At 38.1% G+C, this 21,718-nt stretch carries 23 protein-coding genes, 1 pseudogene, 1 riboswitch and 1 other annotated feature; of the genes and pseudogenes, 15 read left to right on the plus strand and 9 right to left on the minus strand.

What is annotated here, in order from left to right; translation table 11 throughout:
* Positions 1-41: 41 nt before the first annotated feature.
* Together CRG87_RS06505 and CRG87_RS06510 are read right to left on the minus strand one after the other, a co-directional pair.
* Positions 42-1,661, minus strand: coding sequence for an ABC transporter substrate-binding protein/permease (locus CRG87_RS06505; protein WP_074426081.1), 1,620 nt, complete (start codon positions 1,659-1,661; stop codon positions 42-44).
* 111 nt (positions 1,662-1,772) lie between these two features.
* A riboswitch (Lysine riboswitch) is annotated at positions 1,773-1,948 on the minus strand.
* Positions 1,949-2,052: 104 nt separating this feature from the next.
* Complete coding sequence (locus CRG87_RS06510; protein WP_046305870.1) at positions 2,053-2,685, minus strand: DNA-3-methyladenine glycosylase; 633 nt, start codon at positions 2,683-2,685, stop codon at positions 2,053-2,055.
* 45 nt (positions 2,686-2,730) lie between these two features.
* Here CRG87_RS06510 and CRG87_RS06515 point away from each other — a divergent pair, with 45 nt between their 5' ends.
* Positions 2,731-3,090 carry a DUF488 domain-containing protein gene (locus CRG87_RS06515; protein WP_074426080.1) on the plus strand — a complete coding sequence of 120 codons (360 nt, stop codon included), beginning with the start codon at positions 2,731-2,733 and terminating at the stop codon, positions 3,088-3,090.
* Here CRG87_RS06515 and CRG87_RS06520 read toward each other — a convergent pair whose 3' ends face one another.
* Positions 3,091-3,864 carry a TerC family protein gene (locus CRG87_RS06520; RefSeq protein WP_074426079.1) on the minus strand — a complete coding sequence of 258 codons (774 nt, stop codon included), beginning with the start codon at positions 3,862-3,864 and terminating at the stop codon, positions 3,091-3,093.
* A gap of 121 nt (positions 3,865-3,985) precedes the next feature.
* Positions 3,986-4,690, minus strand: coding sequence for an NAD-dependent protein deacylase (locus CRG87_RS06525; protein ID WP_074426078.1), 705 nt, complete (start codon positions 4,688-4,690; stop codon positions 3,986-3,988).
* Between the two features lie 230 nt (positions 4,691-4,920).
* On the opposite strand from CRG87_RS06525, the gene CRG87_RS06530 reads away from it, so the two are divergent.
* A complete protein-coding gene (locus CRG87_RS06530) occupies positions 4,921-5,562 on the plus strand; it encodes a hypothetical protein (protein WP_074426077.1) in 642 nt (213 codons plus the stop codon).
* Positions 5,563-5,690: 128 nt separating this feature from the next.
* On the opposite strand, the gene asnA is transcribed toward CRG87_RS06530, so the two are convergent.
* Positions 5,691-6,704: an aspartate--ammonia ligase gene (asnA, locus tag CRG87_RS06535; RefSeq protein WP_074426076.1), complete on the minus strand. Its 1,014-nt coding sequence runs from the start codon at positions 6,702-6,704 to the stop codon at positions 5,691-5,693.
* Positions 6,705-6,762: 58 nt separating this feature from the next.
* Positions 6,763-7,004 (minus strand) — a binding site (T-box leader).
* A 131-nt stretch (positions 7,005-7,135) separates the two neighbouring features.
* On the opposite strand from asnA, the gene CRG87_RS06540 reads away from it, so the two are divergent.
* Positions 7,136-7,612, plus strand: a complete 477-nt coding sequence (locus tag CRG87_RS06540) for a hypothetical protein (protein WP_046305882.1) — start codon at positions 7,136-7,138, stop codon at positions 7,610-7,612.
* A 60-nt stretch (positions 7,613-7,672) separates the two neighbouring features.
* Here the strand turns inward: CRG87_RS06540 and cls are convergent, their stop codons facing one another.
* Positions 7,673-9,130 carry a cardiolipin synthase gene (gene cls, locus CRG87_RS06545; protein WP_074426075.1) on the minus strand — a complete coding sequence of 486 codons (1,458 nt, stop codon included), beginning with the start codon at positions 9,128-9,130 and terminating at the stop codon, positions 7,673-7,675.
* A 17-nt stretch (positions 9,131-9,147) separates the two neighbouring features.
* Entirely contained in the window at positions 9,148-10,080 is a 933-nt protein-coding gene (locus CRG87_RS06550; protein ID WP_074426074.1) for an alpha/beta hydrolase, read from the minus strand.
* A gap of 72 nt (positions 10,081-10,152) precedes the next feature.
* Here CRG87_RS06550 and CRG87_RS06555 point away from each other — a divergent pair, with 72 nt between their 5' ends.
* A complete protein-coding gene (locus tag CRG87_RS06555; RefSeq protein ID WP_074426073.1) occupies positions 10,153-10,953 on the plus strand; it encodes a ribonuclease H family protein in 801 nt (266 codons plus the stop codon).
* Here the strand turns inward: CRG87_RS06555 and CRG87_RS06560 are convergent, their stop codons facing one another.
* Complete coding sequence (locus CRG87_RS06560) at positions 10,954-11,919, minus strand: DUF1002 domain-containing protein (protein WP_074426072.1); 966 nt, start codon at positions 11,917-11,919, stop codon at positions 10,954-10,956.
* Positions 11,920-12,060: 141 nt separating this feature from the next.
* Between CRG87_RS06560 and CRG87_RS06565 the strand changes: the two genes are divergently transcribed.
* The 6 genes from CRG87_RS06565 (at position 12,061) to CRG87_RS06590 (ending at position 16,856) form a co-directional block, all read left to right on the plus strand.
* A complete protein-coding gene (locus tag CRG87_RS06565) occupies positions 12,061-12,906 on the plus strand; it encodes a glycosyltransferase family 2 protein (protein ID WP_074426071.1) in 846 nt (281 codons plus the stop codon).
* Entirely contained in the window at positions 12,903-13,559 is a 657-nt protein-coding gene (locus CRG87_RS06570) for an alpha/beta fold hydrolase (RefSeq protein WP_074426070.1), read from the plus strand. Before CRG87_RS06565 ends, CRG87_RS06570 begins: the two co-directional genes overlap by 4 nt.
* Positions 13,560-13,690: 131 nt before the next feature.
* Positions 13,691-14,671 (plus strand): ribose-phosphate diphosphokinase, encoded by a 981-nt coding sequence (locus CRG87_RS06575; protein ID WP_074426069.1) that lies wholly within the window; start codon positions 13,691-13,693, stop codon positions 14,669-14,671.
* 140 nt (positions 14,672-14,811) lie between these two features.
* Positions 14,812-15,495, plus strand: a complete 684-nt coding sequence (locus CRG87_RS06580; protein ID WP_074426068.1) for a TetR/AcrR family transcriptional regulator — start codon at positions 14,812-14,814, stop codon at positions 15,493-15,495.
* Between the two features lie 11 nt (positions 15,496-15,506).
* A complete protein-coding gene (locus CRG87_RS06585; RefSeq protein ID WP_074426067.1) occupies positions 15,507-16,334 on the plus strand; it encodes a hypothetical protein in 828 nt (275 codons plus the stop codon).
* A gap of 48 nt (positions 16,335-16,382) precedes the next feature.
* Positions 16,383-16,856 (plus strand): nucleoside 2-deoxyribosyltransferase, encoded by a 474-nt coding sequence (locus CRG87_RS06590; protein WP_074426066.1) that lies wholly within the window; start codon positions 16,383-16,385, stop codon positions 16,854-16,856.
* A gap of 41 nt (positions 16,857-16,897) precedes the next feature.
* On the opposite strand, the gene CRG87_RS06595 is transcribed toward CRG87_RS06590, so the two are convergent.
* Positions 16,898-17,884, minus strand: a complete 987-nt coding sequence (locus tag CRG87_RS06595) for a CAP domain-containing protein (protein WP_074426065.1) — start codon at positions 17,882-17,884, stop codon at positions 16,898-16,900.
* A gap of 123 nt (positions 17,885-18,007) precedes the next feature.
* Here CRG87_RS06595 and CRG87_RS06600 point away from each other — a divergent pair, with 123 nt between their 5' ends.
* The 5 genes and pseudogenes from CRG87_RS06600 to CRG87_RS06620 all read left to right on the plus strand — a co-directional run.
* Positions 18,008-18,901, plus strand: coding sequence for a helveticin J family class III bacteriocin (locus tag CRG87_RS06600; RefSeq protein ID WP_101138707.1), 894 nt, complete (start codon positions 18,008-18,010; stop codon positions 18,899-18,901).
* A gap of 19 nt (positions 18,902-18,920) precedes the next feature.
* Positions 18,921-19,157 carry a helveticin J family class III bacteriocin gene (locus tag CRG87_RS08200; RefSeq protein WP_165775968.1) on the plus strand — a complete coding sequence of 79 codons (237 nt, stop codon included), beginning with the start codon at positions 18,921-18,923 and terminating at the stop codon, positions 19,155-19,157.
* Positions 19,158-19,396: 239 nt separating this feature from the next.
* On the plus strand, positions 19,397-20,482 hold the full coding sequence (locus tag CRG87_RS06610; RefSeq protein ID WP_074426063.1) for a D-alanine--D-alanine ligase family protein: 1,086 nt from the start codon (positions 19,397-19,399) through the stop codon (positions 20,480-20,482).
* 27 nt (positions 20,483-20,509) lie between these two features.
* Positions 20,510-21,289, plus strand: a complete 780-nt coding sequence (locus CRG87_RS06615) for a transcriptional regulator (protein WP_074426062.1) — start codon at positions 20,510-20,512, stop codon at positions 21,287-21,289.
* Positions 21,290-21,398: 109 nt separating this feature from the next.
* A pseudogene (locus tag CRG87_RS06620) lies at positions 21,399-21,718 on the plus strand (YibE/F family protein); the annotation flags it as partial.

The raw sequence follows: 21,718 nt of genomic DNA on the forward strand, positions 1-21,718 counted from the left end.
CAAATGCTGTAAGCTTAAAATAGTTTCATTTGATTCAGTCATTATTTTTTGGCCTCCATATCCTGAGTTGTGCCTACTTGAACTTGATTAGCCATTAAGTTGTAGTTTTTGTTTCCTTGCAAGTGCTTTTCAATCAGATTAAAGATTCTGGTAATTGTAAAGGTTAAAATCAGGTAGATAGCTGAAATTGTCAGGTAAGTTGGGAAGAACTTAAAGGTCTGACTGGCAATTGTTGTACCGACAAAGAAAAGTTCAGAGACTGAAATGATACTCAAAACAGAAGTGTCCTTGATATTAACGATGAACTCGTTAGTAATTGAAGGTAAACAGTTCTTAATAGCTTGAGGCAAAATAATATGCCACATTCTTTGGTTATGGGTCATTCCTAATGCGCTGGCAGCTTCAAATTGTCCTTCTGGAGTGGAAATAATTCCACCACGAATAATTTCTGCCAAGTATGCGCCTGTGTTAATCGAAACAATTACTAGTGCAGCAAGTGTACGATCGATATTGATGTGCCAGAACTGAGCAATTCCATAATAAATTACGGCTGCTTGTACCATCATTGGGGTACCGCGGAAAACTTCAATATAAACGGATAGAAGCCAGTTAATAAACTTCGAAAACCATCTTTTACCTCTGCTAGTTGGGGTAGGGATAGTTCTAATAATACCAACGAAAAGACCGATGAAGAAACCGGCAATCGTACCAACTGAAGCAAGAAGAAGGGTCATACCAATACCACTTAAAATCATGCCCCCAAATTGTTTCCAAACACTGACGAGCCAAGGATCTTGTTTGCCTTTCTTGCTAGTTTCATCAGTTTTTGGTTGTTGTGAAATGGCGGTAGTCATTAGCTTGGTTCTTTCAGAATTTGGAATAGTAGCTAAGACTTGGTTAACTTGCTTGAGTAAATCTTTGTTTGGCTTGGCGATGCCAATTGCAGTAGTTGAATCCTCTTTAGAAATGCGGAAACCGGCCATTTTACTAATTGGGATTGCCTTGATGTCAGGGTCAACCATTTTAAATGAGGTTGACTCGGTATCTTCGGCAATATAGCCATCAATGGTACCAGAAATTAAGCTTTGACGCATTGCAGCAAAGTCACGCATTGCTGGTTGTCTTTTGGCACCTTTAAGTTGCTTAATTAGTGCATAGTGCGAAGTACCTTGCTGAGCAGTTAACTTAGCACCTTTAAAATCGTTTAGCGTTTTAGCGTTGGCGTATTTACTATTGACTTTAGTAATAACAACAAAAGTACTGTTTCGATATGGTTTAGTAAAATTAATCGCTTTTGCACGCTCAGCAGTTGGACTCATTCCGGCAATAATCAGGTCAGCTTTGCCACTGGTTAAAGCTGGAAGTAAACCATCCCACTCAGTCTTGACTACAACAACCTTACGATGCAATTGTTTACCAATTATTTTTGCGATTTTAACATCATAGCCGTTGGCATATGTGCGTGAGCCTTCGATTGGCACCGCACCATTTTTGTCTGTAGTTTGAGTCCAATTATATGGTTGGTAGTTGGCCTCCATTGCTACCTTTAGTTCACCATCATCTTTTTTGGCATTAACTTGTGTAATACCAAAATTGCTTGTAATGATGAAACTAAGCATCACCGTGATTAGAGCGGTAATCCACTTATTTCTTGACTTCATTTTGAAAACCTCCGAGAAATTTGTTTCAAATAAAGCCAATACAATAAAAAGCGTAAATAAAAACCTCGCTGTTTGCAAAACAACGAGGTTATAATTGATCATATTTTAGACAAATCATATAGCGCTCCCCAGTATTAACTAGGACAGTCTGCAAGATCTTCTCCTGCAGCCCAACAAAAGTGTTAAAGCGAATAGCACTTTTGTTTCGGCGATAACTCTTACACTAATCTTCATTGTGTTCGTTCACTCAGATTAGTTTCGTAATTACCGCAACCTCTATTGCATTGGAAATTATTTAACTTAATCAACAGGATAGGCTAAAAAGGTTAACTTGTCAACAGCTATAAATCAAATGTGTACTCTTACCAGTTTTTATATTTAAAATTAGCACTTATTGCCAGCCATTATTAGCACGATAATCATTTTTCTTCATTCGCGAAACATATGGATTGCCGGCAACAAAAAAACGCAATGGTTTATTTGCCCATTCTAATTCAGATTGGTTGACACCGATGCGGGCACTCTTAGCAATTTCTTGCGGCCTTTTTTGATGTTGATCATTTAAGTCGATTGCAAAGGGTGAATCACTTAAAAAATGTAAATCCCAATTTTTATCATGAATGCCAAAAGCTTGCATCATCTTAGCGGGTCCATTTGTTAATAAAATGCCGTTTTTACCCGAGCGATTACTAATCATTTGTTCAACTCCCCAAGCAGGTTCAATTGCTCTGATTAAGACACCTTGTGGTTCATCTTTTGCTTGAGTTGCAACATCGAAAAAGAAGTATTGTCGTTGAGCATAAATATAGATTGTTCCGCCGCGGCCATAAAGACCTTCGTTTGCAGGACTACGATGACCACCATAAGAATGTGCCGCACGATCTTTTTTTCCTAAGTATGCTTCTGCTTCGACAATATAACCGCCGAGAGTGCGTTTGCCATCGTTATAAGTTAATGGTCGACCAAGTAGATCGGCACTAATTTCTTCAGTTGAGTAGTTAGTAAAGTATGTTGAATAATCCATTTTTCCCTTGAGTAGTACACTAGATTTAACAAAGAGGTGAGTAAAGTGAATCAGATAAAATTAGTTCGAATTTATGAAAAAGAGCAGCCTGCGGGGTATCGCATTTTAGTGGATCGATTATGGCCACGAGGTATAAGCAAGACAGATGCCAGACTCGATGTTTGGACTAAGGAACTTGCACCCAGTAAAGAGCTTCGCAAGTGGTTTAATCATGATGATAATAAATTTATGCAATTTAAGCAAAGGTATCTAGCAGAACTTGAAGCAAATTCAGCCATGGTCGAGTTTGTGTCCCTAGTGAAACAGCAGTTGCAGAAACAAGACGTGCTGTTTTTATACGGTGCTAAAAATAAAGAGCATAACCAGGCGGTTGTGCTCAAAGAAAAAATTATTTCTCAATTATAGTTAACGACCATGCTTTTTAAGCCGTAAAAAGTGAAACGCAATTGTGATAATTAAGACACCAAAAACAATGATCGCAAAAACAGTGTTTGGTAATTCATAGTGAAGTGGTGGTAATGAAACAAGCAATTTTAATGCGATAATTGCAATCAGGACGTAGGCCATTGGCTGCAATTCAGGAATAATATCCATTAATTTGATAATTATTTCGGCGACGCCTCGCATACATAAAATTCCAATCATGCCACCAATTAAAACAACAACTGGATTATTCGAGACGGCTAGTGCGGCCAAAACTGAATCAATTGAAAAGACGATATCCATTGCCTCAATTGAAATAACTGTTCGCCAGAAGAGTGATAAAAAGTGTTTGCCCTTTTTGGGCGAATGCTGTGCAATTTTTTCGCCTTCGGCTTTTTCTTCAGCTTGTGCTTTTTGTGGATGACGCTGATCGTAGAAAAACTTAAAGGCTAGGTAAAACAGGTATAAACTGCCCGCTAACTTAATTTCCCAAAAGTTAATTAGGTAAGTGCCAATTCCGATTACAATAAAGCGAAAAATATAGGCTCCCCACATACCATAGAATAGCGATTTTTCTTGCTCTTTCTTGGTGGGTAATACCTTAGTCTGTGCGGCTAAAACAACTGCATTATCAACTGAAAGCAGACATTCCATTAAAATAAGTGTCAGAATGATTAGCCAGTCCTTGCCACTGGTTAAAACATGGAGCCAATTGCTAGCACTAAAAAATGGAGCATACATTTTAATAATTGACATTTTAAAAACTCTTTTCTAAGTGCTCAAACTGAATAAATAATCAGTTCGCGCATTAAACAATTGCTAGTATTTTACCACAAGGCAAGAGAAGTGCTCCTAATAAGTGAAATAAATTATAGACTTAGATTTGCTGGAAAACATCCAGTGCATCACCGATGATGGCAGAAATGCCTGCAGCAGGAATAGTCGTTTTATTGATTGCCCAAACCTTTGCGTCCGGCTGACGGTAAGAAAGAAGCTGAGCGAAAGGATAGACTACAAAGCTGGTGCCGCAAATTATTATTAGATCTGACATGCTCATAGCATTAATTGATTTAGAAAGGTTTGTTTGGTCGATTTGCTCACCGTATAAGACAATATCGGGACGAATGATGCCGCCACAATTTTTATGGCGGAAAGAGTTAGCATATTCTTGATATGAAACTGGCTGACGACATTTTGTACAGTAAATATCATATAAACTACCATGAAATTCTGTTACATGGTGATTATTTGCCTTATGGTCAAGGTGATCGACATTTTGTGTGATTAGGTCGCCTTTTTCATTACAAAATTCCGCAATTTTTTGATGAATTTTATTAGGTTGGGCATCAGGAAAATACATATTATTCATGACAAACTGGTAGAAAAATTCAGGTTGCTGGTAGAGTGTTTCCTCACTTAAAATGGTCTCAGGACTTTCATTAACTCCATCATAAATCCCGTTTTTTGAGCGGTAGTCGGGAATACCTGAGTGGGTAGAAACACCAGCACCTGTTAAAAAAGTAATGTGTTGTGCCTGGTTAAGATCATCTTTAAGTTCTGTTATTTGGGTTGAATCAATCATGTTTATGTCCTTTCTAAAAATGTGTTCCCATCTACTATACTGCTTTTAGCTGGGAAGATTAACTTCTTAATGAACAAAAGCTTAGGCGGAATTGACTATACGCTTATCGATTAATTAATATTTTGTAATTTATTTGTAATTAATAAGTGGTTAATATTGAAATGTTTTTGTGATAAATGTAAAATAAAATTATGTAATTTATTATTTAATTTTCATTTGGGGGACAAAAAATGAAACATAAATTTTTGAAAAACCTTCTATGTTCAGTAGCCGTTTTCTCTTCTTTTACAATATTGGGTCATTCAATTGAAGTAAAAGCAGCTAGTGCGGAGCAGCCAGCAGAAACTAATCAGGTCAAAGAACCCGATATAACTTATGTGCCTGCAGGACGTTTGGCAAAAGATGGCTATGTGTTCGTACTTTCACCAAAGGCCATTGTATATCCTGAATGCCCTAATTCTTCTAAGTATGATGTTCAACCATACAATAAGGATTGGGTTGAAAAAATGGTAGAAAAGAAGACCAAGTTCAAGATTACAGAATTTGGTATGGGAAAGGTAGAAATTATGGGCCACCTTGTTGACCAAAGTGGAAAGCAGCAAGGCTGGATTAGCTTAGTCAATGGAAACTTCTATCACGTAGATGCTAAGAAAAAAGCTTTAAAGAAATTGATTAAGGCTGAAACAAAGGCTATGGATCAAAAATCTGACGGGAAAAAGGTTTCATTGAAACAGGCTGAAGCGGAGGCAAAGAAGCTTCATGGTCATAACAGAAAAATTGCTCTGAAATCAATTAAGGAGTTAAAAGCCTGGCTTAATTACGATGGCGATTATCCGTACACTTATCTTCCCGCACTAACAATTGATAAATAGGCTAGAAGCTGGATCTATTAGTGCGATTCTTAAAGCACGCAACTTCAGTTCGGTTATTAATTTAAGATATAGTAAAAGCCCCTAGGTGGAACTTTCCAAGCTAGGGGCTGTTCTTTTTTACTATTTAATTATAGAAGTTGAATATGATGTTCTTCGCACTCTTTGAGCATTTCGCTTGGCCAAACACTTGCCTGCACCTCACCAATATGAGCTTTACCAAGTAAGAGCATACATAAACGAGATTGACCAATTCCGCCACCAATGGTGTAAGGTAATTCACCTTTAAGTAGTTGACGGTGGAAAGGCAATTTTTCACGGTCAAGGCAGTCAGCTTTTTCAAGTTGCTCGTGGAGACTTTCAGGACTGACTCTGATGCCCATTGAAGAAACTTCAAGTTTTTGACCTAGAGGCTCATACCAGAAAATTAAGTCACCGTTTAATGCCCAGTCATCGTAGTCAGGAGCACGGCCATCGTGTGGTTGACCACTACGCTTTAACTTATCACCGATTTTCATAATGAAAACAGCTTTTTCTTTTTTCGCAATCTTGTCTTCGCGTTCCTCAGGACTTAAGTCTGGCCAGTCATCTTCAAGTTCTTGGGTAGTAACAAAGTGAACATCTTCTGGGAGTCGGTAGGTAGAAGCAGGATAGCGTTCGGCACATTCAGTTTCTACTTGCTTAATTGCTGAAAAGATTTTTCTAACCGTTTCTTTTAATGTGTCTTCGGTCCGTTCTTCTTTGGCGATGATCTTTTCCCAATCCCACTGGTCAACGTAAATTGAGTGGAAGTTGTCCAAATCTTCATCGCGACGGATAGCGTTCATGTTGGTAAAAAGACCTTCATGAATACCAAAGCCGTATTTCTTTAACGCCATGCGCTTCCATTTGGCAAGTGAATGGACAATTTCAACTGTATCATCTTTAGGTAGATCTTTTGCATCAAAGGCAACTGGTCGTTCAACTCCGTTTAAGTTATCGTTCAATCCGGTATCTTTTTCAACAAAAAGCGGTGCCGACATTCTTTGTAAATGTAATTTTTGCCCTAAGACTTCTTGGAATCGTTCGCGGATGAAGACAATTGCTGCTTCTGTATCACGAATAGTTAGAGTTGGTTGGTATTTTTCTGGCAAAATTAAGGACATGGTGTTTACCTCCAAAAATATTAAAGCAAAGAAAAAGCCCTTCGCCTTATTCTAATAGAACAAGGACGAAAGGCTTTTTTCCGCGGTACCACCTAGATTGTCCGAAATTCGGACCAACTCATGAAGCACAATCATGCTTCACCAGCGTGGTAACGTACTGGAGACGGCGCCACCTACTTTGGAATCATTTCAGTGTGCAGCTCAAAGTGTTTTTCGATAATTCAGGGTCTACTAGTTTCGCACTATCACTAGTTCACTTAAAGAGATAAATTATTTACTCGTCTTTTTCATCGCATTTAATTTAAGATTATTTAACAATTATTTTAATTAAAATGCAAGTAAAAATTAATTTTATTTCAAAAATTGTTTTAGCAAACCAAAAAGCCGTGTTCTGTTATAATGGGTAAGTATATTTACTGAGAGGAATTTTTATGGCAAGTTTTTATCTTATTATGGATGCCATACTACTTGGTTATACTTGTTATAGCTGGTATTGGCAGGCCAACATTAACTTGAGAGGACATTACCGTTCCTCTTCAATCATCTGGGCGATAATTTTCATTTGGATTGGTTTTGCTTGGCAGTTGCTTGAAAAAGGCGATCCGGGAATAGCCATCTTTTTAGCCATTATTTTATTGATGAGCATCATTGATGGTTTCACTGGTTTTGCTTCTAAAAGAGTAGTAGTTTCCGGTTACTTTCGTCGCACGGTGCCATATTCAGAAATAGCTTTGGTAACTTTAATCAAAGTGCCCAATCCAAAGAAGAATGCTGTTATTTGCATAATTACAACCCAGAAAAATCGGCAATATTATTTACAGTTTTCTACTGGTGTAGCACAGATAGTTGAAACAATTAAAAGCTACGCACACAACAGTATTAGAATTGAAATTCAAGATATTCTATAAATGTGTTAAACGCAAGTTAAAACCCAATTCCTAATGTAAAGGAATTGGGTTTTTCTTTGTTTATAAAATAGGTGATAGCATTCTTGAAAAGCTTTGCAAAGTCCGCAACCAGCGTCCTTGCTGCTCAATCATTTCTGGAGTAAGCAAAGTAGAGTCTTGCATATCTTGCTCGAATGACTTCGCTACTTCTTCGGTGAAATTCTTATCATAAAAAACAGCTACATCTTCAAAGTTCAGGTCGTAGGAGCGATAGTCCTGATTCATTGAGCCAACTGTTGAAAAATCATCGTCAACAACAATTGTTTTGGCATGAATAAAGCCCTTGTCATAAATATAAATTTTAACGCCATAGCGTGAAAGCTCGTTTGCATACCACTGCGTTGCCCGATAAATGAAGGGATGATCTGGCTTGCATGGAATCATGATGCGCAAATCAACTCCTGACATGGCAATTGTTTGCAAAGTAGCAAACATCGCATCATCTGGAATTAAGTAAGGTGTTTGGAGCCACAGGCGTTTTTTCGCCTGGAACATTAGTTTAATGATCCCGTTACGCATATTGGCGTTATCACGATCGGGACCGTCAGAAATAATTTGGGTTGCTACATCACCAGGATGAATCTCATTTTCATCTAAATCAGGGAAGAGCAGGGTGTTAAAGGTGATCAATTGGGCTTCATCTTGAATTGAGGCGTTCCAATCCATAACAAAACGCTCTTGCAAAAGTAATGATGCGGAACCAACAATACGAACTTGGCTGTCACGCCAGTAGCCAAATTTCTTTTTGCGGCCAAGGTATTGGTCACCGACATTAAAGCCACCGGTCCATGAAGTCTTTCCGTCGACAATCACAATTTTACGATGCAGGTGATAGTTAATTCGATACCGCGTAATCATGTTTCTGGAAGTAACAAAGGGAAGAACCTCCCCACCGGCTTTATTTAATTGGTCGAACCAGGCCTTAGTGGCACCGAGAGAACCCCATGCATCGTAAAGTAGCTTTACTTTGACGCCTTCTTTGGCTTTTTTAATCAATAAATTAAGCATTTTATTGCCGATCTCATCATTGTAAAAAGTATAGAACTCAACGTTGATTGTTTGTTGAGCATTTTCAATGTCACTTATCATGTCATGAAACATTTGCTCGCCGTCAGTATATAACTTGACGTGATTGTTTTTACTTAATGGTGATTCACTGTTGCGGTCGAAAAAGTGCACAACCATTTTGGCCTTGTTAGAGGTGTCAGAAGCACTGATTTTTTTCGGTGCCTTGGTAATAGATTTCTGCACATTACGCAAACCAATATGGTGTTGTTTGTTGATAGCAAAAATATTTTCCTGTGAAATTCCGCGGCCAAAAAAGCCGTAAAGTGTAATTCCAATCACAGGAAATACTAGTAAAATAATCAGCCAAGCCCATGTGGTAGAAACTGAGCGTCGTCGATGAAAGACAATGTAAAAGGCTAAAATAGTATTAGTAATAATGATAATGTAAAAAATGTCGCGGAGCAGGGTCACGTGAATCCTCCAAAAAATTAATCTTTTAGTCCAATAAATTTATCTATGATATTGATTACAAGTGGATTATCATGCATCCAGCTATGTTCGGCATACTTTTTCCCACGAATTTCAACTTCATGATAAGATTTAACGTTAGGAGCCAGAATGTAACGGATGCTTTTGGCGGAAATCACAGAAATAAATTTATCGCTGTTAGTATCATCAAGTACATTACCATAAATATTCAAGACGGAAATATTAGAATTGAAATGTTTTCGTCGAAGCATGAGATAGAGATAATGTAAATTCATGACAGTCGGTCGTCCGTTGCTGTTAAGTTCATTTACATTAGGTATATCACCCATGTAAGTAACGCCATCAAAAGGCCCGGCAATAAAAGCGCATTTGGCTAAGTGCGGAAAATTATTTTTCCGGTACTTACGCATTTCCGTTCTGACAATGCAGGGGCAGGCTAATGAATGGGCAACTGCTGAGTAGTGCGTAAAATGATATCTTTTAGCTAAAAAGGGTAAAATAAACCGTAAGTAATAGTCAATCGCATATACACCAACGATTCGCTGCCGAAAGACAACCTGAACAATTGGATTCTTGTCGCCCGTCCAAGTTCCTTCGAGTTTGAAGTTACCCCATAAATCCGCCGTTACCTTGAGAAAATGAGGGTCTCCTTTATCTGCTAAGGCTTGTTTAACCATCATTTGAGTGGTGTAATCACCGCCGCGGAAGCCATGAAAGTAGATGATTGGAACTTGCTCAAATGATCCGCGTTTATTCTCAACTGTGACATCATCTTCAATCTTTCTTTTATGTAGACGCAAAAAAATCCGCAAAGGAGCAATTGTTGCCAAAATAGCCAAAGAAATCATATTGAATTTACTTGGCTCTTCTGCTAGATTGAGTTTGCGGTTTTTCTCTGCTTCTTCCTTATATTTTTTAGTATTGAAGAACATACATGCCACCTTAAAAAATTAAACTATCTATATTCTAACATTGCTAATCGCATTTTAGTGACTGAGGTACATATGAAATTTTATGCAGTAAAAAAAGGCCGCCAGCCGGGTGTTTATCGCACCTGGGAAGCGGCCAAAGAACAAGTTGATGGCTATCCTAATGCCGAATATAAATCTTTTACCAAGGTAACTGACGCTACCGAGTATTTGGATTGGGATCAATCAACTATTGATCAGGTCTTTCAAAAAGATGAAGACTCGCTTAAACAAGCAATTGCCAAAATTCAGCAGGCTAGCCATGATGTTAAGCAAAAACAACCGGTCGCTGAACATAAGTCTAAACAATTCGAGAGTTCGGTAAATACACAGCAAGATACAACAGCGTTTTTTGCGACAATTTACACGGACGGCGGGACCCGCAATACTGGCAACTTTAAGGGTGGTCACGTTAAGAAAACGGACAAAGCGGCTTGGGCTTACCTAATTGAGTGGGACGAAGCGGGCAAAAAATGCTCAACTTATGATTCAAATGGTGAGTTCGGCGCTACCAATAATAAAATGGAATTAACGGCGCTAATTGAAGCTTTGAAAAAACTAATTGAATTAGGCTTTAATCAGAAACCACTATTATTTGTCCTTGATTCACAGTATGTCTTAAATCCAATCACAAAAGGCTGGCTTAAGGGCTGGAAAAAACGTGGCTGGAAGAAGAGTACGCCAGGCGAAATTGCTAACTTGGGATGCTGGCAAGAACTGGATCAATTACTAGATCAGTTTACTAACGCTCAATTTGAATGGACAAAAGGCCATGCAAACAATCGCGGTAATGAATTTGTAGATCATACTCTTAATCAGTTCATGGATCAAATGTAACTAGAAGTTAATAACAATTGCTCCACTAAAGAGATGGCTGAAGAAGTTGGTCACATTATCCCACATTCTCTCGAGCCAGTTGCGATTTTCTTGTGTGTTGATTTTGTCAAAAATATTTTTGGCGTTTTTCTTAATATTCGCGGATACTGCACCGGCTTGTTCTTTGAACTTGTTGTCTTTTAACGCACCAGAATTACGGATTTCAATTAGAACATTAATAATTTGTTGTTTCTGGTTGTTGTTAATTGTGTCACCCAAATGGTTAATGTTGATTTGATTGTTGACGATATCACGAATTTGGCTATCGCTAATGTTGTTACCAACTTTACCCATTTCTTGCTTTGCTCCTGCAACCGCATTGTTCAATTGGGCATCAGAATAGCCGTCTTTATCTTTGTTTTCTTTAGTAATTTTGCTTAATGTGCCCATCTCATCTTGAGCGGCATTAACCTGACTTTGGTTAAGGTTTTCGCCTGTTTTGCTGTAAGCAGCGTAAACGCCAGCAAGTGCGCCTGAACCATCAATTGGCACAGCACTAGTAACGTAGATATTAGCATCTGCAATTCCGGCGGTAACAGCTGCATTCTTGTATTGATTGGCTGTAATCGTGGTAATGTTATTTCTTCCTTGATAATCAAGAATCCTTACATTAATACCACTACCTTGCGCTGTTTTTTGAATCATCGCACTGGACCAAACACCAGAATTGGTTGTAAAGTTGGAACCCGAAGGATTGAGGTATTTAACTAAGTCCGCCCCAGTAATGTTGATAGTTTGGTAGCTTGCCCCGTTTAGTGGATCGCTAAGAGTACTTAAAGTACCGCTGCGCTGGCTATTTGTAAGGGATGAACCAAGACAGACAACCGGTAGGTCATCAGCCTTAACTGTCTGTTGCGGTCTGACTAGACCAATAGTACTAAATAACAGTGTCGTGATTGTAGCGACAAGTGAGATTGCTTTTTTCATAAAAATAATCAACTCCTTTTATCGCTATCAATTATACTAAATGCTGCTTATAAAAGTTTAAAATCGAGTTTAAAGGCGGCTAGTTTACGATATTTTTAATATTTAAGATGGTATAATATAACTCAATAAAGGAGGGGTGCGATGATTCAGCAACCTGAATTAACTGTCATCATGCCAGTTTACAATGTTGAAAAATACTTGGCTCGTGCGCTTGATCATTTAGCTAAGCAAGACGATCCAAACTTCAAATTGTTAATTGTTAATGATGGCTCAACTGATAGCACAAGAAAAATTGCGGAACAATATCGTGATCAATTCCGCTATTTCAACATAATTAATAAGCCTAATGGCGGTCTTTCGGATGCGCGTAATGTTGGGATTGAAAATGTCGATACACCATATTTCACTTTTCATGATGGCGATGATTGGGTCGATTCTGGCTACACAGCCTTTTTCGTTCGCGCTTTTCATGATCATCCTGATGCAGCAATGGTATCTTGTGGTTTTTGGTTAGATTACGAAAATAAAGAGGGGTCAATTCCGGCCACTAAGAAAAATGTTCATGGTATGAAGAATAAATTGCGTACATACCAGTTAGTAGGTAATCCCTTAGGTTCACTGATGGACAATCATTTTTTAGCTACACCAGTTAAGGGCTATACGTGGAATAAGGGCTATAAATTATCTGTAGTTAAACATAATCATTTGCATTTTATGAGCGATTTGGCCTTTATGGAGGACCAGATTTTTACTGTTCAATATCTTGCGTTAACCGATGGTTTTTATTGCGATAGTACGCCGCTATATCATTATTGGCAACGCAAGGATAGCATGGTTCACAAGTTTAACTTGAAAATGATTCCCGATAACTTTAAGGCAAATTACTTCATCATTAGAACAATGATTCATAGCTTGTGGCAAGAGCATAAAAAAGAAAAAGGCACTAAGCATGAGCTAATTGAGGCAAGTGAAAGGGATCAGCGATGAAAGAACTAGTCAATGGTAATGAACTCTATTACAGCAAGCTTGGTAAAGGCGAGCCACTTCTTCTTTTGCATGGTCATCACCTTGATGGCGGGATGTTTGATCAAATTATTGCGCCGCTTGGCCTTTACTATACCGTCTATGTCCTCGACATGCGCGGGCACGGTTTAAGTGAGGGTGAAATTGCCAAGCATTATCAAACTGAAGTTGATGATGTCGCTGCTTTTATTAAGCAAGTTGACATTAGGGGCTGCTATTGTTTTGGCTTTGACGCTGGTGGTTTGGTTGCAATGATGCTCGCAAGCCAGGATCAAACTGTTTTTAAGAAGTTAATGGTAGCTGGTGTTTTCGTCAATGGTAATGGCATCAAGCCGTATCATTATTTAACAGAAGGCGTGATGCGCTTTTTAAAGCGCAATCGTGACAGTGAAGTTGAATTGACCGAAAGTTTTATGTCAGTAGATAGCTTAAAAGCAATTTCAATTCCAACATATTGCGTTGTGGGCGAAAAAGACTGGGTTAAAGTTGAGCATGTTCGCTGGTATAGTCAAATTATCCCCCAGGGACAATTAATGATTATGCCACGCCAAAAGCATGAAAGTTATGCAGTTAGAAGTTTTAAACTGCTTAATTTAATGGAAGATTTTTTTAAATAGTTATCAATATATATAAGGGCCGAAGATTTTTTTCGGCTTTTTGTTTGATTTTTGTCCTTTTCTGGGCATTAGTAGTTTTTTTTAGTTATAATAGGTCTTGCAAAGTTAGTATTTTTAATAAAGAGGTAGCTATGAATAAAGAAGAAATTCTTCAGTTGATGCACCCAATGAAGTTAATTGGGTTAAGTGGAAATCCGGCTTTAAATGAAAAGATTGCCACAATTTTAAAGAAGCCGTTAATCGAAACTGCTGTTCAGCATTTTAGCGATGGCGAAATTCAAGTTAATATCGGTGAAAGCGTCAGAGGTTGTGATGTTTTTGTTATTCAGTCAATTCAAGATCCAGTAAACGAAAACTTCATGGAACTTGAGATTGTGTTAGACGCTCTCCATCGTGCTTCTGCACATCGGATTAACGTGGTTATCCCTTATTTAGCATATTCACGTTCAGATACCAAAACACGTTCACGTGAACCAATTACAGCTAAGTTAATTGCTAATTTACTGCAAATAACAGGTATGGATCACTTGATTGTCTTGGATCTTCACGCTTCGCAAATTCAAGGCTTCTACAATGTGCCAGTTGATCACTTACACGCTATGCCACTTTTAGCGCAATACTTCCTTGACAATGGTATTGCAACTAAAGAAGATGATGACATTGTCGTTGTTTCACCAGATCACTCTGGCGCAAAATTGGCACGTAATTTTGGTCAATTTTTTGATGCTCCAATTGCAATCGTTGATCAACGTCGCGCACGCTATGATGCTGATGTTCATGACATTATTGGAGATGTTAAGGGGAAAAAGTGTATCATTGTCGACGATTTGATTGATACAGGTTCAAGAATTTCTTCATCAACTAAGTCTGTTTTGGCAGCTGGTGCTAATAAGGTCTATGTTGCTGCAACTCATGCACTTCTTTCACAAAACGCACTAGAAACACTTAATGAGTTACCAATTGAGCAGATTGTTGTCACTGACACAATCAAGCACAATCACTATCCTGACCGGATGGTTCGTATTTCAGTTGACTTGCTACTTGCGCGGGGAATTAACTATGTTTATAATGACCGTTCAATGCACTTGCTAAGTGAAAGTGACTTGAAGTAATTTCACAATTTATACACTTTATGCTGTACACATAAACCTTTGTGTAACAACATTTGTGCTGTTTTTGTGTATTTTTGTTTATTTATTTCATAACACTGATATAATAAGAACAAAATGTGTAAGAATGGAGAAACCATAAAATGGCACGACGTAAAAACTTCAAGAGAAGACGAATAATTTTAAGTAATACCTTCAATTTGATTAGGGAAAACGGAATGGACAATGTATCCTTTCAGATGATTGCAGAAAAATCCGGAATTTCTAAATCTCTTCTTCAATCGTACTATCCACATAAAGCAAAATTAACTGATGATGTGGTTCGCAATATCCTTAATACGCTGGATGAACAGGTAAGAAAGTTCAATCCTACTAAGGAAGGTAACATTTGTGCTCGTACCAAAGCGTTTATTTACACAGTTGCGATGCTCGGCATTTATGATAAGGGACTCAAGCGAATTATTTCAGAGGTCTTCAGTAGCAATGAAACACTTGATAACTGGAGTAGTATGCTCAATAGCTGGGTAAAAGAAAACCAGATTTTTGACGAAGATCACTACAATCTTAATGAAGTAGAGTATGGTATTGCTTTTGTTGTAACTGGCGTTGGACGCCTCTATCATGATAGCAGTCGATTTAATCTTTCTGCAGAACAGTTGGCAGATTATGCTACTAGTTCATTGATGTATAGCTTTTTGCATTGTAATCAAGAGCAAGTAGATAAAGCACTTGAAGCAGGTCATAAGATAATTAAGTCAATTGACATTAAAGCAATTCACAATGCAATTGATACAATGTTTGATGAAGATAAGGAGATCGTCTGTTAGAAAGGACATATATGACAAGCAGTGCGCAAACAGATTTGCGTAGAGTCACTCAGGAAGAAAAGCACCAATATCAAAAGGCTTTATCTTTTATTATTTTATTAATTGTAACCTTGGTAATGGTCTCAGTGACTTTTCTCAATCCTTTTTTTATGAAAGGACAAATTAGGTCTGAAAGCAATCAAGTTGTGGTTGTCAGACAAGTCAATAGGCACTTTAATACGCTCGCAAGAGAAATTGGGGCGCGGCAAACTGATGATGCTAATTTATTAACAACTAAGCAGACACAACCAATTGCCGACCACATTATTGATTACACTTTAAAGCCATGGTTTAAAGTAAACAAGCTAACTTTGGCTAATGATATTTTGCATGATATCAATTTAAATATTGACCAGGGCGCATCAAGCGATGCGCAACTAGTACAAGAAAAATTGAAAAAGCAAGGTAGTAATGCCCCATATGAAGTAATGGATGCATTCAGTTTGAACACCATCACTGTTGGTGGAAATGTTGCCTTTGGTCTTTTATTGTTAAATATTGTTTTAATGATAATGGCCATAATTAGTCTGCGCTCATTATTCAATGAAATAAGAGCAGTTTTTACTAAAAAGATGCTGGTACATGTTACGACCGCATCAATTATGTGGGCAGGCTTTTGGCTAATACTGGTTGCAGGAATATTTGCCCTTATTCCAGTTATAATTAATGTTGAAGGTGTTGCAGTTTTAGGCTATTTACTTGAAATTGGCAGCAGTATTTTCCTTGATTTTGTGATTGTTGGCGTGCTTTTGTACGTTTTCAGTGCAATTCCTTGGAAGATTACTTCTCCTAATAATTAAGGCTTCAGCTATTTATACGTGATTGAAAAATGACCAAAGGAGTCAAACATGAAAATCTATTTTGCAAACGCACTGTTTTCTCAGGCAGAACTTAATTACAATGCACAACTCGCAGCTAAAATTAGACAATTAGATCAAACGATTGATTTATACTTACCTCAAGAAAACGACTCAATCAATGACAAGCAGGCTTACGCTGATTCCAAGATGATTGCCCAAGCCGACACAGAAAAATTGCTTGCCAGCGATTTGATGGTGGCAGTTCTTGACGGGTTAAGCATTGATAATGGCGTAGCCAGCGAAATTGGTGTTGCTTATGCAAAAGAAATTCCAATTATCGGTCTTTATACGGACACACGTCAACAGGGTAGTAGTAACCAACAAAAGCTACAGGCATTAGGACAAATTGCCGAGAATCAGTTCCATTATGTTAACTTGTATACAACCGGGTTAATTAAACTTAATGGTACAATTGTTAATAGCGAAGCTGATTTACTTGCAGCAGTTAAAAAATATCTCTAATAAAGAAGCACGATTCCATGATTTTAAGGGAAATCGTGCTTTTATTGTTTTAACTGAAATAATTTAAAACGGTAGCTGGTGATACCGCTGATATCGATGCGGTATTCGTGTCCGGAAATTAAAGGTGTATCACCCGGTAAGTAGGTAATAACTGATTGAAAGTTACCATAGCCGGCATCACTAAAGTTTTCAACTTTTTCAGCTTGATAACTGATGCCAGTGTCTTCATCAGTTATTGTAATTTGCGGGGATCCTTCAATTACTTGATCAGAAAAATAAAGTGACCAAGCAATGTTTTTTCCTTTCAAAAGTTCGATTGGAAAAACACCTGCTTCTGGATAGGCGACTTGCGCCTGGCTGGCCAGGCGAAAAGCATCAGTCGAATTGATGACTTTTTGAACTGAATAACGATAACCATTTTTGCCATAAGCTGCACCAAGTCCAATGGTAGTTAGCCTGGTTGACAGTAGCCAGGCGCGATGTCCCGTATCTGTTCCTGAGAGATTGTATGAATCAGTGAGTAAATCCGTTACGACGTCTCCAGCAGACTGGTTGCATGTATTAAAGTTCAGGTTTGCTGCATTAGAGGTCGAACGTGCAATTTGCCAAGTTCCGCGATTGACGATTTTCGGTCTTTTTTCGTAAGGTAAATTATGCTGATTAATTAAAGGGTTGGCATTAAGTAGTGCTAACACTGCTGCTGTTTTTTGAGCACTAATGTTGTCTTGATGATTGTCACTAACTGGTTCTAAGTTGAAGAGCTGACGATAATAGTTAATATAAGCCAGTTGCTGCTCAAGATAAGCAGGTGCTAGTATGCCTTCTTTAAATTTGCGACTAAATTGCGGTTTAACTGCATAAAGATTTGTAGTATTAAAGGTGGTCTGGTCTAGAGCGTTATAGTCTTGCCGAAGCTGCTGAATTTTAGCTGTCTCAGCTGGTGTGAACTCGGCAGCACTAACCACACTAATGTTAAAAGGAAGAACACAAAGTAAGTTAGTTAATATTAAAATGATTTTACGTGACACTTTACTTTATCCCTCCTAATTCTCAATTTATTATAAGTCAAAAATTTGCAAATCAGTGTTAAAATTGCAAAATACTAAAATAAAGGTGCTAATTATCAGTTTTTTACGTGTAGGAGAAAGATAATGCCGCTTAATCAGAGAATTCCTAAAGTCCATAATATTGAGATTGAATTAATTAGTGATTTAGATGATTGGGACGGAGTAACTGGTCCAGTCGATCGTGACTTGCGTCAAGTAGTGGTCCAAAAGACTTATGTAGGGCAAAACCATGCGTATGCCTTGCAGCAAGTCGGTGGTGCATCTTTTGTTTACCGCGGTCGCAAAGGGCGCAATGTTTCTTTTAAAAAAAGCTGGCCAACTTTACGAATAGCCCAAAAAGTAGCAGGTCATACGCAGACCTTTGAAAATGCTGGGCGAAAGAAGCAATGGTTTGTTGGGGTAAAGCCCAATGACATGAATCAGCAGCAAGGCTGGTCTAGTTGGTCTTCTCAAATTGCTCGCCTAAAGTTACCAAGGCTTAGACCGATAACTAACCTTAAGGGTGTGCCATGTCTAACCAACTTAAATCATGCCGGTGAGAAATTCGGAATTGGCTGTCCCAGTGACCAGTTTGCTAGGGTGGAACTGGCTGTTTCGTCCGATCGAGAAGCTGCACTAATTGCTTATGGTGACAATGATCATAATGGCTATTTTGCGCTCTATCAGTTAAATGAGCTTAATGCTGCTCTTGATCAGGCAAAAGCACCTAATAAAGCCGTTGATATTACCCAGCTTAACTGTCTGGATGCATTTATGATTCCTAATTTGTCTGGTGGCACTGGCCAAGTTGGTTCGTTGCAGGGCTTTGCCCTTAACCATTATTTTGATCAAAGTGGCAAAGAACAAAATGACTTGTATATATCTAGCCAGCCCGCTAGTGACAAGGTGGGACATGATCGAAAAATTGTGAAAATTCCGTGGCGTGAATCTAATCCACTTAATTGGGAAATGGCTGACTTGACTGAGCAGCCNATCTAGCCAGCCCGCTAGTGACAAGGTGGGACATGATCGAAAAATTGTGAAAATTCCGTGGCGTGAATCTAATCCACTTAATTGGGAAATGGCTGACTTGACTGAGCAGCCCGCATTAGAAATTCCTGGCTATTACACCGAACTTGAGGGTTTACAGCTAATTGGCAATAATGAAGTTTATTTAACAGTTGCGTACCACCAGCAATTTTTGACGAAAAATCCCACTAAAATTAACAAACTTTATCGCATTGCATGGGAATAATGCTAATTAAGTAAGATTACGGCTGGACTTAAAAAGAGAGTTAGTAACTAGCAAAATAAGTAAATTCACCTTTCTTGTTTCATAATAAAAGTTCCCTAAGCCGCAGTAAATGGGGGCTTTTTTACATTAAAGAGAACAAATAAGGAAATTTTTTCAAAAAATCGTTTAATTTACACTTTTTTACAAGTTTATTGCCGTATAATTAAAAAGTTAGAAACATTAGTTAAGAGGTAGAATAAATGACTAGAAAAACACAGGTTGGTCTGATCTTTGGTGGCAATTCCTCCGAATATGAAGTATCAATTATGTCGGGCCACAATATTTATAATGCAATTGATAAGGACAAATTTGATGTTTGTCCAATTTGGATTACCAATGACGGTTATTTGGCAAGTAAGGAAGATTCATTTAAAGTTCTTGAGAATCCCAAGTATACTGTAGAAAATCCACATAAAGTCGCGAACATTTCCAATCTGATTGAGCTGGCTGATTTACCTGAAATCGATGTTTTCTTTCCAATTGTTCACGGCAATTTAGGTGAAGATGGTTGTTTGCAGGGACTTTTCCGTATTCTCGACAAGCCATTTGTTGGTGACGATGTTTTGGCATCTGCAGTCACAATGGATAAAGAGTTTACAAAAATCCTGGCGCAACGCGTTGGTGTACCTGTTGCTGACTGGATTTCAATTAAGCGGTTTGAATACGAAGATGTGAATAATGATAAGCGCAATTATGCAAAAGTTAGCGAAAAATTAGGTAGCGACTTGTTTGTGAAGCCATCTAATCAAGGCTCTTCTGTTGGGGTTCATCATGTAACTAATGAACAAGAATTCAATGACGCACTGGAAGATGCCTTTAGATATGATGACAAAGTTTTAATCGAAGAAACAATTCATGGAACTGAAGTTGAAACTGCTGTGCTAGGTAATGATAAGCCAATCGTTTCTGGTGTTGGTCAAATTATCAACGCTGAAGGTACTTTTTATAGTTATGAAAATAAGTATGATGATGACTCAACAACTATGTTGCAGATTCCGGCAGATTTACCAGCAGATATTACTGAAAAGGTTCGCTCAAATGCCTTAAAGGTATATCAAGCCACAGAATGTAGTGGTTTATCACGTGTTGACTCAACATTGCGTGAAAGTGATCATCAACTAATTTTAACTGAAATCAATGCGCTACCTGGTTTCACTAACATTAGCATGTACCCTAAATTATTTGAAGAAGCAGGTATCCCATACTCTGAATTAATCACACGTCTAATTGAGTACGCTCAAGAACGCTACGAGCACAAAAAGACACTGCTACATAAACATGATTAAATTAGATTGTGCTGGGAGTATTAATCAATGACAAAAGATAAGCATGATTTTGAAGAGTTAACTGCACCTGCTGCTACTGCTAAGGAATTAAAAATCAGTGTCCCAACTTTGCGGAAGTATTCACTGATTGTTGAAAAAGTGACGGGTAAGCCGGACTATTATGCACGGACAAAGCAAAAAGCCCGTTTATATAGTAAAAAGGACTTACAAGACCTCAAGGACTTTCATAAATTAGCTCAAGATAATGGACTGACGCTGCAAGAGGCAGCCCAACAGATTTTTGCTGTTAGTGATAAAAAAGATAAAGCTAAGAAGGCTGCTCAAACAAAAGCTGAGCAGGAAAAACAAGAAGTGATGTCACCTTCGCAAATGGCAAAATTGCTAACGGCTTTACAGCAGACGATTGTGCAACAAAATTCGGCACTTGATAAATTGCAGAAGCAGTTGAATCGAATTGAAAAGCAAAACAAAGACTTACTAGCTAAGCAAAAAGAATTAGGCCAAAAAGAGGCTAGTGAAAGTGCATTTGCCGGGCTACCTGATATTTCAGGCATTATTACTGATGATGAAACGGACTTACTTGATCAAGCCAATCCTGACATCGATAAACCGTTAACAGCTGCGGAGAAGCGTGCCCAAGTTGTCGATGATGGCCAAAAATCAAGTGAAGAAGTTCATGAAGAAATATTAGCTAAAGCTAAGGAAAATGCCGAAAAAAGTGCCAACAATAGTGGCTTGCGGACTTTGACTGATATGCAGATTGAATCCAAAAAGGCACACTGGTGGCAAAGATTTTTGGATATCTAAATAATTAAAAACGACTTTTTAAAGCCGTTTTTTTATTAATATTAAGTTTTAACTTATTAAGCTAAATTAAGATTCCAAATTGCTATTTTTGCGGTAGAGTAGAACCATTATGGATTTAAGGATGGTCAAATTGAAGAGAATTAAGCGACGTTATCTTGTTGCTATGATTGTTGCAGTCATTGGTTTGATTTTGACGGCTTGTACATACTTTGCCACAGACATCTATACTAAGCATGATGTTGCCGTCATCAGCGATAGGCAAATTAAAGATACGCTGGTCGAAAAAAGTACAGATGTTTATGACAACAAGGACGAAACAAGAAAGCAAATTTTACATTTAAAAATTTTATCGGGCAAATACAAGGGGCAAACCTTCCGTACGGTAAACTATTACTACCCTTCGCAATTGATTACGCAAAAATATCGGGC

The sequence above is a fragment of the Lactobacillus apis genome (assembly GCF_002837055.1).
Classification (GTDB): domain Bacteria; phylum Bacillota; class Bacilli; order Lactobacillales; family Lactobacillaceae; genus Lactobacillus; species Lactobacillus apis.